Here is a 13,682-nt window from a genome sequence, read left to right on the forward strand (position 1 = left end):
GAAGCCGCGAGTAAGGCTGCCCGGGCGACAGCGTGCGCCGATCCGGTGGGCCTGCCGGACCGTCAGCTGTGGTTGACGACGACGGAGATCCCCCAGCCGGTCGCCGCGAGCACCACCGCGAAGCAGAGACCCGCCAGGGCGAAGCCGACCGGCCCGGCGGTGGTCCGCTCACCGGCGGCCGGCTCACCGGCAGTCCACTCGCCATCAGCCCGCTCACCGGCAGCACGCTCACCGGCAGCACGCTCACCGATAGCCCATTCGGCCGCGCCCCGATCGACCCCGCCCCGGTCCACCGTGCCCCGCCCGGCTGCGGGCGGCGGGCTGAGCAAGCGCAGGCCGATCGCGAAGAGCGCGGGCAGACCGGCTCCGGCGAGCAGGCCGACCACGACGATCTTCCACAGCGCGTTCAGATTGATCCAGGAGTTCACGAGGCAACCTCCTTCGACTCCGGCGTCGGGGCGAGCGAATCGGTCCACGTGGCGTTGACGTTCTCCGGCGTCACCGCCGGGCGGCGGGAGGCGGCGAAGAAGACGATCGAGGCCAGCACCAGCACGATGAAGACAACCAGCACCCCCGGCGTCCCGCCGATCCCGTGGGCGGTCCAGTAGGCCAGCGCACCGACCACGGCCGCGGCCGGCAGGGCGAGCAGCCAGGCTCCCACCATCCGCCGGGCGACGTGCCAGCGCACCACGCCGCTCTTCTTGCCCACCCCCGCGCCCAGGATCGACCCGGTGGCCACATGGGTGGTGGAGAGCGAGTAGCCGAAGTCGGTGGAGGCGAGGATCACCGCCGCCGAGGCCGACTCGCTGGCCATGCCCTGCGGCGACTCGATCTCCACCAGCCCCTTGCCCAGCGCCCTGATGACCCGCCAGCCGCCGAAGTAGGTGCCCAGCGCGATCGCGATGGCACAGGAGGCGATCACCCAGGTCGGCGCCTTCGCGCCGGTGTGCAGGGTCCCGTTGGCGATCAGCGCCAGAGTGATGACGCCCATGGTCTTCTGCGCGTCATTGGTGCCGTGGGCGAGCGAGACCATGGAGGCCGAGCCGATCTGGCCGAGCCGGAAACCGTGCCCGCGCGGGCGTTCGGGCACCTCGCGGGTGAGGCGGTAGACCAGGTAGGTGCCGAGGGCGGCGACCGCGCCGGCGATGAACGGCGACAGCGCGGCGGGCACGATCACCTTGGAGACCAGGCCCTGCCAGTTGACGGCCGAGCCACCCGCCGCCGCCATCGTCGCTCCCACGACGCCACCGATCAGCGCGTGCGAGGAACTTGAGGGGATCCCACGGAACCAGGTGGCCAGGTTCCACAGGATGCTGCCGGTCAGTCCGGCGAAGACCACCGTCAGGGTCACGTCGTGACTGTTGACCAGGCCACTGGCGATGGTCGCCGCGACGGCCGTCGACAGGAACGCCCCGGCCAGGTTCAGCGCCGCCGAGATGCCGACCGCCAGGCGCGGCCGTAGGGCACCGGTGACGATCGAGGTGGCCATGGCGTTGCCGGTGTCATGGAATCCGTTGGTGAAGTCAAAGCCCAGCGCGGTGACGATGACCAGCGCCAGGACCGCGTCATTACCGGTCACACGCTCGAACCTAGCCCGCCGCTCCGGCGGGCACGGCCCCCGACAGCCCGGCACGCCGGGCGGCCCGGAGTCGCCATCCGATCGGACCAACACCATGGCCCCGGGCCGCCCGCGTGCTGCTCGGGGCCGAGCTCCTCGGGCCGGCGCCGTCTCGTCCTGGTCCAGGTGGGCCCACATCCGGGCATCGAACGACGCGCCCGCCCTCGCCGGACAGGCGCGAGCAGCGGGGCGGGGTTGCGCAGAGGGGCGCCGGGGGTGGCGTCCGGCCTGGTTCCGCGAGAACATGAGGTTGACTCATGATAGTGATTCGCGCGCCGGACGCCCGATGCGGCACAGTGGTAGCCGGTGCGGGTGCACGCGGTCGGCGCGCGCGGTTGACGACGGGAGCTGGGCGGCGGATGAACGAGCTGAGCGTCGAGGCGGCGGAGCCCGAGCTTCGCCGCAAGCCGGTGCAACAGCGCAGCCAGGAGCGCCTGGAGCGGATCCTGGACGCCTGCGCGGAACTGCTCGACGAGGTGGGCACGAACGCGCTGACCACCAAGGAGATCGCCGCTCGGGCCCAGGTGCCGATCGGCACGCTCTACCAGTTCTTCACCGGCAAGCAGAGTCTGCTGGCCGCGCTCGCCCGCCGCAACCTGCGGCGCTACCTGGATCGGCTGACCCGGCGGCTGGCGGCCGAATCCCCGCAGGACATCGGCGGCTTCGTGGATCTGGCGGTCGAGGAGTTCGTCGCGATGAAGCGCGCGGTGCCAGGCTTCGGAGCACTCGACTTCGGGCTCACCGGTCCGACCCCGCCCGCACTGGCGGACGTTGAGCACCTGCTCGACGGCACGCTGGACAACAACAGCGCGGTGGCCCGGCTGCTGCACCAACTCACCTTCGAGCACCTGGCGGGCGATGGCGTGCGCCCCGGCCCGCTGGCGCTACGAGTGGCCCTGGAGTGCGCGGACGCGGTGCTCAAACTCGCCTTCCGGAGCGACCGGGACGGCGATCCCACGCTGATCGCCGAATGCAAGGTACTGCTCCGGCGCTACCTGGCCGGCTGATCAGCCGGCCGGACATCTCGCAGAACATGAGTTCGCCGCACGTACGCGCTGGCGAGCATTGAACCCCCGCAAGGGTCAATTCCCCGGCCGGGGACACCATTCCATGTACCGGCACGTTGGCAGCTGATTATCGTCCTGCGCATGCAAGGCGACGACGACGGCCCGCAGCAGGTGCCGGGCCATCAGCACACCCCGGGGCGGCCGGAACCCGGACCGCACCCGCCCGGGGACCACGGGCCTGGGGACCACGACCCCGGGGACCACGGGCCTGGGGACCACGGATCAGGGGACCACGGATCGGGGCACGACCATCCCGGGCCGCCCTCCCCACCACCGCACCATGAGCCGCCGCACCCGCCGCACCCTCCCCATCCCCCGTGCCCGCCGCACCCCTGCCCGCCACCCCCACCGTGTCCGCCAACGCCTCCTCCCCCGCCCCCGCCGCCTCCTCCCTGTCCACCGCCACCGCCACCACCACCCACCCCGCCTTCACCGCCGACACCGCCCCCACCCCCGGCGCCCCCACCACACCCCACCCCACCGCCGCCCCCACCACCTCCGCCGCCCCCGCCCCCGCCCCCGCACCAGGCCGCCCCGCCCCCACCCAAACCGCCCGCCCCCAAACCGCCCGCCCCGAAGGCAGTCGTCCCGAAGGCGGTCGCGCCCGTCACCCACGCGCCACCCCCAGCGGCCCCGCGGCAGCCGCGCCCGACCCCCGCGCTGCCCGCACCGCCACCCCCGGGCCAGGTGCACGCGGTCACCGCCGTGCCGACCCGGCCTCCGGACGAGAGCCTCGCGCTGCCTGGCGACGCGCAGAGCGCGTTCGTCTTCGTCGCCATCACCGTTCCCGCCGTCCTCGCCGCGGCGGTCGGCTTCATCAACCACACCATCGGGAGACGTCGTTGAGCCTGGGAATCGTCATCGCCGTGGTCCTCGGCGCCGCCATCGCCGTGGGCATCCTCGCCGCCCTCGGCCGTACCACCCGCTCGCGCGAGGGCACCTTCTCCGGTGGCGCGCTCAGCTTCCTCGGCTCGGCCTCGCTCTCCTCCTTCATCCTGGTGGCCGCCTTCCTGATCGCCGGCTCCTGGTCAAACCTGAACACCGCGCGCGGCCACACCTGGGACGAGGCCCGCTCGCTCAACGCCGCCTACACCGACGCGGACGCCAGCACCCGGCCACTGCTGCGCACCTACGTCACCGACGTGATCGGCCCGGACTTCGCGGCGATGACCCACGGCAGCGCCGATCCCGGCACCTGGGCCGGCCTGGACGCCGCGCGGCAGCACGTCGAGGCCGAGGCCAACTCGCCGCAGCGGACCGCCGAGCTGAGCGACCTGGACGACATCTACACCAAGCGGCAGATCCGGCTCGCGGACACCTCGCTGTCGCTGCCCTCCCCCCTCTACCCCGCACTGATCGGCACCGGACTGCTGGTGCTGCTCTACGCGCCGATCGCCGGGCTCACCTTCCACCGCCGGGAGGCGATCGCGCTGGGCCTGGTCGGCTCGGTGGTGGGCTTCGGCGTCTACCTGGTGCTGCACATGACGCACCCGTACATCGGCCCGATGCACGTCACGCCCGTCGCCTACCAGCAGAGTCTGCAGCGCTTCAGCCAGCTCTCCGAGCAAGCCGGCTGAGCCACCCGGTCCGCCCGCCAGCCGGCTCGACAGCGGGCCGGCCGGCCCCACGTCCGGCCGGCGGACGGGCGGCAGGCGGGCCCAGGTCCGGCGGGCGGGTCGGCCGGCGAGCGGGCCCCACGTCCGGCCTTGAGCCGCCCTCGAATCCGGCCATCCAGGCCCCTGCCGGGCCAGAACGACCGAGCCGGTCCGACAAGCCCGCGGTCGGATGATCGACAATGTCCGCCATGAGGTTGATCTCGGCGCTGGTCGGCGTCCTGCTGCTCGCACTCACGCTCGCCAGCATCCTGCGCACCCTGGTGGTGCCCCGCGGGCTCTACTCCTCGCTGGTGACGCGGCTGTGGCGCTCACTGCGTGCCCTGCTGCACCTCTGCGCGGCGCCCTTCGGCAACTACCGCGCGCACGACCGGGCCCAGGCCTGGCTGGCGCCGCTGATCCTGGTCGGCATGCTGTTCTGCTGGCTCTGCGCCCTGCTGGGGTCCTTCACGCTGCTGATGTACGCGAGCTCGGGACTCTCCTGGGGCGTCTCGCTGCGCGAGGCCGGGTCCAGCCTCTTCACCCTCGGGTTCGCGAGCGGCGAGCGGCTGCGGCTCTCGGCGCTGGACTTCCTGGCCGCGGCGACCGGCCCGGTGATGATCGCCCTGCAGATCGCCTACCTGCCCACGCTGTACGGCTCGTACAACCGCCGGGAGGTCGAGGTCACCCTGCTGCAGTCCCGGGCGGGCGAACCGGCCTGGGGGCCCGAGCTGCTGGCGCGGCAGTCCCTGGTGGACACCGAGACGGCGCTGCCGCAGCTCTACCGCGACTGGGAGCGGCTGGCCGCCGAACTGGGCGAGAGCCACTCCAACTACCCGGTGCTGCTCTCCTTCCGCTCGCCACAGCCGCACCGCAGCTGGATCGTCGCCCTGATCGCCGTGATGGACGCCGCCGCGATCCAACTCGCCGTCAGCCCGCGCAACGCACCGCCGGAGGCCCGGCTGGTACTGCGCGCCGGTTTCACCGCGCTGCGCGACATCGCCCGGGTGGTCCGGATCGACTACGAAGCCGATCCGGAGCCGAACAGCCCGATCCGGATCAGCTACGCCGAGTTCGACGCGGCGGTCACCATGATCACCGCGGCCGGCTTCGCCACCGAGCGCCCGACGATACTGGCCTGGCCGCACTTCAACGGCTGGCGGGTCAACTACGAGGCCATCGCCTACGAACTGGCCCGACGCTCGGACGCGGTGCCCGCACTGTGGACGGGCCCGCGCGACTTCCCGGCCACCCCGATCCCGCCGCGCCGACCGGCCGACCGCAGGCCGGGGCTGGTGCCGTGACCGGTCGGAGCATCGCCACCCGTTCGATGATCGACACCGGTTCGACCGCTGGCTCTGGTTCAGCCACTGGCTCTGGTTCAGCCACTGACACCGGTTCGACCACTGACACCGGTTCATCCCTTGGCACTGGTTCGACTATTGACACCGGTTCATCCCTTGACACCGGTTCGACCGTTGACGCCCCAGCGCGCGTTGACATGGAGCGCACTCCAGCATGCAGACTCCTCACCTGCACCGGCGCTACGGCAGCCGCCGGATGAGCGAGCACGAGGAGCCCCCGTGAAGTACCGCACCATCGGCCAGGACCCAGCGACCCGCCGGGAGGTGAGCGTGCTCAGCCTGGGCGCGATGAACTTCGGCAGCAGGACCGACGAGAAGACCTCGTTCGCCGTCCTGGACCGGTACGTCGCCGCGGGCGGCACCTTCATCGACACGTCGAACAACTACGCCTTCTGGGTGAGTGGAACCCAGGGCGGCGAGAGCGAGTCGCTACTCGGGCGCTGGCGGCGCAGCCGCGGGATCACCGACGAGGTGGTCATCGCCACCAAGCTGGGCGCCCGCCCACTGACTCCCGCCACCGACTTCACCAAGGGCGTCGAGGGTCTCTCCGCCCAGGTGATCCGCGACTCCGCCGCCGCGAGCCGGGAGCGGCTCGGCGTCGAGAAGCTCGACCTGCTGTACGCGCACATCGAGGACGAGCGGGTGGCCCCCGCCGAGACGGTGGCCGCCTTCGCCGAGCTGGTGGCGGAGGGGAGCGTGGGCCTGCTCGGGGTGAGCAACCACTGGACCTGGCGGGTGGAGCGCGCCCGGGCCCTGGCGGCGGCGGCCGGGCTGCCCGGGTACGAGGTGCTCCAGTACCACCACACCTACCTGCGCCGACGCACCGACCTCCCGACCCTGCGCTCGGCGGACGGCAGCATCGGAGTGGCGAGCGGCGAGGTGCTGAGCTACCTGCGCGCCGAGCCGGGCCTCGCGCTGGTCGCCTACTCGCCGCTGCTCGCCGGCTCCTACGTCCGACCGGACCGCCCGCTCGGCCCGGAGTTCGAGCACCCGGGCACCGCGGCCCGACTCGCCGCGCTGCACGCGGTGGCCAAGGAGACCGGTGCGAGCGCCGGCCAGGTGGTGCTGGCCTGGCTGATCGGCGGCCAGGTCCCGGTGATCCCCCTGGTCGGCGCCTCCTCGGTGGCGCAGTTGGACGAGAGCCTGGCGGCGGTCGAGCTGGAGCTGACCGAGGAGCAGCGCCGGCAGTTGGACGAGGCCGGTCAGGCATAGGTCCGCAGAGCCGGAATCCACTAATTGCACAAGGTCCAGCGGATCATTAATGCGACAATCCTACTTATGGTTCCCAATAGGAGAAACGCTGCCCGGAGCCACCCACTGAACCCACTCGGCGGCATATTCGAACTGTTAGTCGATAAAGGCTGATGCGTTCGCCTCAAACGGCGCATTTCCGCAGTTCACACGCCCCGTCGAGCACCGGCTGCCCCGCGGGGGCGCGGGCCGGGAGGAGTGCTTCCCGGAAAAGCCGGTGATTTTGCTGATCTCCCACTCCTGAACGTCGGCCGTGCGGTGGAATCTGAGTACGCAACGGATCCCTCGCGGCAGCGGATCTCGCCCGGCTGCCGGCGACCGTGACGAATGGAGATAGCCGATGTCGATCGAGACCGGGCCGGCACCGACCGAACCGCAGAACGTCCAGGTGCGCGCTCAGCTCAGCCTGAGCACGGTGGCGGCGCGCAACCTCGCCACCACCACCAAGTCCCAGCCCCAGATGCAGGGGATCAGCTCGCGCTGGCTGCTGCGTGCCCTGCCCTGGGTGCAGGTCTCCGGCGGCACCTACCGGGTGAACCGCCGCCTGAGCTACACGGTCGGCCGCGGCCGGGTGAGCTTCGTGAAGACCGGAACCGAGGTGCGGGTCGTCCCGCCGTCGCTGCGCGAGATCCCGGTGCTGCGCGGAGTGGCGGACGAGGCGCTGCTGGGCGAGCTGGCCGGCCGCTTCGCCCAGCGCGAGGTCGCCGCCGGCGAGGTGCTGGTCGAGGCCGGCCAGCCGGTCGACGAGATCTACCTGATCGCCCACGGCAAGATCGACAAGATCGGCACCGGCAAGTACGGCGAGGCCGCCGTGCTCGGCAACCTCGCCGACGGCGACCACCTGGGGGACGAGGCGGTCCGCCAGTCGGACGCCCTGTGGGAGTACACCATCAAGGCGGCCACCTCCGGCACCGTGCTCACCCTCCCCTGGGGCGCGTTCCAGGAGCTGGCCGACCGCTCCGCGGAGCTGCGCGAGCAGATCAACCAGTACCTGACCGGGGCGGGCCAGGCGCAGAACCAGCACGGCGAGGCCGACATCGAGCTGGCCGCGGGGCACGACGGCGAGCCGGAGCTGCCGAGCACCTTCGTGGACTACGAGCTGGCCCCGCGCGAGTACGAGCTGAGCGTGGCGCAGACCGTGCTGCGGGTGCACAGCCGGGTCGCCGACCTCTTCAACGACCCGATGAACCAGATCGAGCAGCAGCTGAAGCTGACCGTCGAGGCGCTGCGCGAGCGCCAGGAGTTCGAGGTGGTCAACAACCCGGAGTTCGGCCTGCTCGCCAACGCCGACTACGAGCAGCGGATCCAGACCCACTCCGGCCCGCCCACCCCCGACGACCTGGACGAGCTGCTCAGCCTGCGGCGCGAGACCTCCCACCTCTTCGCCCACCCGCGCGCCATCGCCGCCTTCGGGCGCGAGTGCAGCAAGCGCGGCATCTACTTCGGTTCGGTCGATGTCGGCGGCCACCACATCCCGGCCTGGCGCGGCGTGCCGATCTTCCCCTGCGGCAAGATCCCGGTGGCCGACGGGCACACCTCCTCGATCATCGCGATGCGGGCCGGCGAGTCCAACCAGGGCGTGGTCGGCCTGCACCAGACGGGCATCCCGGACGAGTACGAGCCCGGGCTGAACGTCCGGTTCATGGGCATCAACGAGAAGGCCGTGATCTCCTACCTGGTCAGCACCTACTACTCCGCCGCCATCCTGGTGCCCGACGCGCTCGGCGTGCTGGAGAACGTCGAGGTGTCGCGCCCTCGTGACTGACGGGATCCCACAAGAGGACGTCCCCGCCGGCACCCCCTCCACCGCTCCACCGCTCCAGCACGGACCACGGACCACGGAAGGAGAACTGACATGACATCAGCAGAGCCGACCCCACCCTCCCGGAGCCGCTTCAACGCCGGGCCGACGGGGCTCGGCACGGCAGCGGCCCGGCTGCCCGCCCGACCCGGGATCGACCGGGCGGTGCAGGAGCGCTCGACCGACCGGCGGCCCGCGGCCGCCGAAGCGGTGGCGACCCGCGCCGCGAACGGGGCCGCCCGCGCGGTTGGGACGGCGTCGGCCCGGGCATCGGGCGGACGGATCCCCAGCGGCCCGACCGGTCTGGGCACCACCGGCTTCGGGCTGTCCGCCGTCCCTGGGCAACCCGCTCCTCCGGTGCGCTGACCCGGGCCGGACAGACCGGGGCGCCCACCCCGAGCGGCCCGTCTCAGGGTCGGCCCGGCCGCCGGGCCTCGTTCAGCCGTCCTCGCCGTCAGCTGAACGAGGCCCGCACCGGTTCATCGACCCTGCCGACCGACTCCTGCTGGAAGGCCAGGTCGTACTGGCGGCGGATGCTCTCGATCCTGCTGTCCGCCGCCGCGGTCATGACGCGTGGATAGAACACGATCACCTGGTAGGACCGCTCCTTCTGGATCACCCCCGCGCTGTCGCGGTACTGGCCGCGCCCCTCCTGCACGGTGACACCGTCCGGGAACATCGGGGTCACCCGCTGGTCCAGGAAGTCCTGGAACTCCTGCTCGCTGATCGCCGACCCACCGTCCGGGCGCTGGGTGCCGAAGTACAACTCGGTGCGGGTGTAGGCGTCGTGCGGAGCACGGGGCAGTCCGATGGCGGCCGACTCCGACCCGAGCAGCGCGCCGCCCGCCAGCAGGGCCAGGCCGCCGAACAGCCAGATCCGGTTCTTGGTGTCCACAGCCGGTCCAACGCGACCGGGCGCCCGAGGTCACGCCTGGTCAGGGCTTGCGCGTGGCCGCCTCGACGCAGCGGGCCAGCAGCGCGCGCAGGGTCTCCCGCTCGGCAGGGGTGAACTCGCCCGCGAGGCGCCGCTCGAAGGCGACGGCCCGGGTCTCGGCGATCCGCACGGACTCCTGGCCCTCCGCGGTGAGGCGGGTCTCCAGCATCTTCTGGTGCCAGGGGTGGGGTGAACGCTCGATCAGGCCGATCTCCTGGAGGTTCTTCAGCAGTGCCGCCATCGCCTGCGGCGTGACCAGGCAGGCGCGGGCCAGCGCCGCACCGGAGATCCCCGGATTCTCGGCGAGCACGGCGAGCGCCGCGTACTGCGGCACGCTCAGCCCCGAACCGCTCAGCGCGGCGGCCTTGGCGGCCATCACCGCCTGCTCGGTGCGCTTGAGGTCCAGACCGAGCCGCTCCTCGGGAGGCATACCCATGAGCGGGATCCTACAGACTCGAACATAGGTCAGCGCTGTGGCAACGCCCAGATGCCTGATGTTCCTCAATGCTCGATCGATGATCAAGCATCGATCACATGACAAGCCTTGGCATAGTATCAATACATTGATATAAATCAGCTCATGGATGCCCTGACTCCCCCCACCCTCCGAGACCGCACCGTCCTCATCACCGGCGCCACCCAGGGCCTCGGCCGCGGCCTCGCCCTCGAACTCGCCCGCCGAGGTGCCACCCTGCTGCTGCACGGACGCGACGCCGCCCGGCTCGACTCGGTCCTCGCGGACGTACGCGAGGCCGGCGCTCCGCAGGCCCGCGGCTACCTGGCCGACCTGGCCGACCTCGACCAGGTGCGGGCGCTGGCCGTCCGCCTCTCGGCGGCCGAACCGCGTCTGGACGTCCTGGTCAACAACGCCGTGGCCGGTGGCGGGACCCAGCCCACCGTCCGCGAGACCGGGGCGCAGGGTCACGAGCTCCGACTCACCGTCAACCACCTGGCGCCGCACCTGCTGACCCAGCTGCTGCTGCCGCTGCTCGTGCGAGGCCGGGCCGAGGCCGGCGCCGCCGCCGCCCGGGTGGTCAACATCGCCTCGATCGGGCAAGCGGCGATCGACTTCACCGACCCGATGCTGGAGCAGGACTACGAGGGTCTGGAGGCGTACTGCCGCAGCAAGCTCGCCCTGATCATGTCGACCTTCGACCTGGCGGCCGCCCTCCCCGCACAGCAGGTCACGGTCAACACCCTGCACCCGGCGCACCTGATGGACACCGAGGGCGTCCGCGCCTACGGCCTGACCCCGCGGGTCGGGGTGGAGGAGGGGGTTCGCCCGACCGTCCGGCTGATCGCGGACCCGGAGCTGGCGGGCGTCACCGGCCGCTACTTCGACCAGTTCACCGACACCCGCGCCCACGAACAGGCCTACGACCCCGAGGCCCGCGCGCGCCTGGCCGAACTGACCGAGCGCCTCACCGCACCGTTCAGCGCCCCGATCGACCGGCCCCGCAGCCGCTGACAGCGAACGACCGATCCCGGAGCCGCCGACCCCGGCACGGCTGATCCCGGAACGGCGACCCGCAGAACGTCAAGACCCCCGGCGCCGCCAGAACCGAAGCACGCGCCGAGGGCCCGGCCCTCGCACCGGTCGCCGCCGATCAGCTCATCACGCGGATCAGCGTGAACCCGTCGTACCCCTTGCTGCCGACGGTCTGCACCGCCGTCGCCTCCACCCGGGGCTCAGCGGCGATCAGCTCGTGCATCCTGCGGATCCCGACGACCGACGGGTCGGTGCTGTCGGCGTCAGCGACCGCGCCACCGCGCACCACGTTGTCCACGATGATCAGCGAGCCGGGGCGGGTCAGCCGCAGCGCCCATTCGAGGTATTCGGGGTTGCTGGGCTTGTCCGCGTCGATGAAGACCAGGTCGAACGGCTCGGCGCCGTCGTCCACCAGCTCCGCCAGGCTGTCGGCGGCCCGGCCGGTACGCACCTCGGCCACCTTCTCCAGCCCCGCCTCGTGCAGGTTGGCCCGGGCGACGGCGGCGTGTGCCGGGGAGAGCTCCAGCGAGACCAACCGCCCGCCGGCGGGCAGCGCCCGGCCCAGCCAGATCGCGCTGTATCCGCCGAGCGAGCCGACCTCCAGGATCCGCTTGGCCCCCACCGTCAGGGCCAGCAGGTGGAGCAGCTTGCCCTGGGTGGGCGAGACGGCGATCTGCGGCAGGCCGGCCTTCGCGCTGGTCGCCAGCGCGGCGGTCAGCGCCGCGTCCTCCCCGACCAGCGCCTCGTTGAGGTACTGGTCGACCACGCCCCACTGCTGATCTGCCATCGGTTCTCTCCGCACTCTCACCCGCGCCCACCGGACGTACCGGCGACGATCTTACGTGCGGCGCCGGGCCACCGGTGGCAGGACACCAGTGGCGGGGCATCGGCCGGAGTCGGGGTGGCGGGGTGGCGGGGCGAACCGCTCACTCCCCCGCGGCCACCTGCGAGTCCAGCGGCTCGGCGGACCGGCCGGACGGGGTGGACCCGACCGGCTCGGCGGCCTGGTCCTCGGCCTCGTGAGCGGCGTGGGCACGCGCCGCCCGGCGCTTGACCACCAGGCCCGAGACGGCCCCGGCCACCACCGCCAGCACCAGGGCGATGTAGGAGAAGTTCGCCATGTACTGCTCCACCGCCTTGCCCACGTAGTAGACCGCCATCGTGGTGCCGCCGGCCCAGCAGATCCCGCCGAGCACGTTGGCGATCAGGAACTTCCAGTACGGCATCCGCAGCGCACCGGCCAGCGGGCCGGCGAAGATCCGCAGCAGCGCGATGAAGCGGCCGAAGAAGACCGCCCACATGCCCCACTTGTGGAACGAGCGCTCGGCGGTGGCCAGGTGGTCCGGCCCGAAGTGGCGCGGGAACTTCCGCCCGAGCTTGTCGAAGAGCGGCTTGCCGCCCTTGCGCCCGATCGCGTAGCCGATCGAGTCGCCGATCACCGCACCGGCCACCGCGCAGGCCGCGACCAGCTCCGGGTTGACCGTCCCCTTGGCGGCCAGCATGCCGGCGCCGACGAGCGCGAGCTCGCCGGGCAGCGGGATGCCGAGGCTCTCGATGCCGATGATCAGGGCGACCAGGGCATAGACCGCGTTCGGCGGCACACTCTGCATCCACACGTCGATGTGCAAGGCCGGTTCCTCCAGAACGCGGGTCGGTCGGTAGCGACGGCAGCCTAGTCTGCCACTGAAAGCCCGAACGCTTTACCGTCCCTTTAAGTTCCCTCGGACCCGGCGGAGGCCCTGGCGCAGCGCCGGCCGACGCCACGTCGGCCGGCGCCACACCGACCGACGCCACGTCGGCCGGCGCCACACCGACCGACGCCGTGCCGACCGACGCCGTGCCGGCCACCGCTCACAGCACATCCGCGAGGAACTGCCGCAGGCGCGGGCTGCTCGGGGCTTCGAACAGCGCCTCCGGTGAGCCGGATTCCACCACCACCCCGTGGTCCATGAAGGCCACCCGGTCCGCGACCTCGCGGGCGAAGCCCATCTCATGGGTGACGACCACCATGGTCATTCCCTCGCGGCCGAGCTCCGCCATCAGACCGAGCACGCCCTTGACCAGCTCGGGGTCGAGTGCGGAGGTGGCCTCGTCGAAGAGCATCACCTGAGGTGCCATCACCAGCGCCCGGGCGATGGCCACCCGCTGCTGCTGGCCCCCGGAGAGCCGTCCGGACCGCGCCTGGGCCTTGTGCCGCAGACCGACCTGGTCGAGCTGGCGCAGCGCGGTCTCGTCCGCCTCCTCGCGGGAGAGCCCACGCAGCTTGCGCAGCGGAAGGGTGAGGTTGCGCAGCACGCTCAGGTGCGGGAACAGGTTGAACTGCTGGAACACCATGCCGACTTGCTGCCGCAGCAGATTCGGGTCGCGCCGCAGCACGCTCTCGCCGTCCAGCAGCACGTCTCCGTGATCTGGTTCCAGCAGCCGGTTGACGGTCCGCAGCAGGGTGGACTTGCCGGAACCGGACGGGCCGATGACGCAGAGGGTGTGGCCACGCGGCACGTCGAGGTTCACGCCGCGCAGGATGGGGTTGCCGCCGAGCGACAGGCGCAGGTCCCGGGTGGCCAGG

General features: G+C 71.9%; 15 protein-coding genes. 8 read left to right on the top strand and 7 right to left on the bottom strand.

What is annotated here, in order from left to right; all coding sequences use genetic code 11:
• Positions 1-62: 62 nt before the first annotated feature.
• Both OG455_RS03725 and OG455_RS03730 read right to left on the bottom strand, forming a co-directional pair.
• On the bottom strand, positions 63-428 hold the full coding sequence (locus tag OG455_RS03725) for a hypothetical protein (protein ID WP_266290138.1): 366 nt from the start codon (positions 426-428) through the stop codon (positions 63-65).
• On the bottom strand, positions 425-1,579 hold the full coding sequence (locus OG455_RS03730) for an inorganic phosphate transporter (protein WP_266290140.1): 1,155 nt from the start codon (positions 1,577-1,579) through the stop codon (positions 425-427). The genes OG455_RS03725 and OG455_RS03730 overlap by 4 nt, the downstream gene beginning before the upstream one ends.
• Positions 1,580-1,977: 398 nt before the next feature.
• Here OG455_RS03730 and OG455_RS03735 point away from each other — a divergent pair, with 398 nt between their 5' ends.
• From OG455_RS03735 to OG455_RS03765, 7 genes are all read left to right on the top strand, one after another.
• Positions 1,978-2,625 (top strand): TetR family transcriptional regulator, encoded by a 648-nt coding sequence (locus OG455_RS03735; RefSeq protein WP_266290142.1) that lies wholly within the window; start codon positions 1,978-1,980, stop codon positions 2,623-2,625.
• Between the two features lie 747 nt (positions 2,626-3,372).
• Positions 3,373-3,531: a hypothetical protein gene (locus tag OG455_RS03740; protein ID WP_266290144.1), complete on the top strand. Its 159-nt coding sequence runs from the start codon at positions 3,373-3,375 to the stop codon at positions 3,529-3,531.
• On the top strand, positions 3,528-4,262 hold the full coding sequence (locus tag OG455_RS03745; RefSeq protein ID WP_266290149.1) for a hypothetical protein: 735 nt from the start codon (positions 3,528-3,530) through the stop codon (positions 4,260-4,262). The genes OG455_RS03740 and OG455_RS03745 overlap by 4 nt, the downstream gene beginning before the upstream one ends.
• A gap of 227 nt (positions 4,263-4,489) precedes the next feature.
• Positions 4,490-5,581, top strand: coding sequence for a hypothetical protein (locus OG455_RS03750; RefSeq protein WP_266290151.1), 1,092 nt, complete (start codon positions 4,490-4,492; stop codon positions 5,579-5,581).
• Positions 5,582-5,860: 279 nt separating this feature from the next.
• Positions 5,861-6,853 (top strand): aldo/keto reductase, encoded by a 993-nt coding sequence (locus OG455_RS03755; RefSeq protein WP_266290153.1) that lies wholly within the window; start codon positions 5,861-5,863, stop codon positions 6,851-6,853.
• Between the two features lie 379 nt (positions 6,854-7,232).
• Entirely contained in the window at positions 7,233-8,657 is a 1,425-nt protein-coding gene (locus tag OG455_RS03760) for a family 2B encapsulin nanocompartment shell protein (RefSeq protein ID WP_266290155.1), read from the top strand.
• Between the two features lie 90 nt (positions 8,658-8,747).
• Complete coding sequence (locus tag OG455_RS03765) at positions 8,748-9,059, top strand: hypothetical protein (RefSeq protein ID WP_266290157.1); 312 nt, start codon at positions 8,748-8,750, stop codon at positions 9,057-9,059.
• Positions 9,060-9,147: 88 nt separating this feature from the next.
• Here the strand turns inward: OG455_RS03765 and OG455_RS03770 are convergent, their stop codons facing one another.
• Both OG455_RS03770 and OG455_RS03775 read right to left on the bottom strand, forming a co-directional pair.
• Positions 9,148-9,588, bottom strand: a complete 441-nt coding sequence (locus OG455_RS03770; protein WP_266290159.1) for a DUF3574 domain-containing protein — start codon at positions 9,586-9,588, stop codon at positions 9,148-9,150.
• Between the two features lie 40 nt (positions 9,589-9,628).
• Positions 9,629-10,063, bottom strand: a complete 435-nt coding sequence (locus OG455_RS03775) for a MarR family winged helix-turn-helix transcriptional regulator (protein WP_266290161.1) — start codon at positions 10,061-10,063, stop codon at positions 9,629-9,631.
• 144 nt (positions 10,064-10,207) lie between these two features.
• Here OG455_RS03775 and OG455_RS03780 point away from each other — a divergent pair, with 144 nt between their 5' ends.
• Positions 10,208-11,095: an SDR family NAD(P)-dependent oxidoreductase gene (locus OG455_RS03780; protein ID WP_266290163.1), complete on the top strand. Its 888-nt coding sequence runs from the start codon at positions 10,208-10,210 to the stop codon at positions 11,093-11,095.
• Positions 11,096-11,234: 139 nt separating this feature from the next.
• Here OG455_RS03780 and OG455_RS03785 read toward each other — a convergent pair whose 3' ends face one another.
• From OG455_RS03785 to OG455_RS03795, 3 genes are all read right to left on the bottom strand, one after another.
• Positions 11,235-11,903: an O-methyltransferase gene (locus OG455_RS03785; RefSeq protein WP_266290165.1), complete on the bottom strand. Its 669-nt coding sequence runs from the start codon at positions 11,901-11,903 to the stop codon at positions 11,235-11,237.
• Positions 11,904-12,042: 139 nt separating this feature from the next.
• The gene (locus OG455_RS03790; protein ID WP_266290167.1) at positions 12,043-12,744 is read right to left on the bottom strand and encodes a DedA family protein; all 702 of its coding nucleotides are present in this window, start codon (positions 12,742-12,744) and stop codon (positions 12,043-12,045) included.
• Positions 12,745-12,967: 223 nt separating this feature from the next.
• A complete protein-coding gene (locus OG455_RS03795; RefSeq protein WP_266300650.1) occupies positions 12,968-13,681 on the bottom strand; it encodes an amino acid ABC transporter ATP-binding protein in 714 nt (237 codons plus the stop codon).
• Position 13,682: the final 1 nt, after the last annotated feature.

The organism is Kitasatospora sp. NBC_01287, assembly GCF_026340565.1.
GTDB lineage: Bacteria > Actinomycetota > Actinomycetes > Streptomycetales > Streptomycetaceae > Kitasatospora.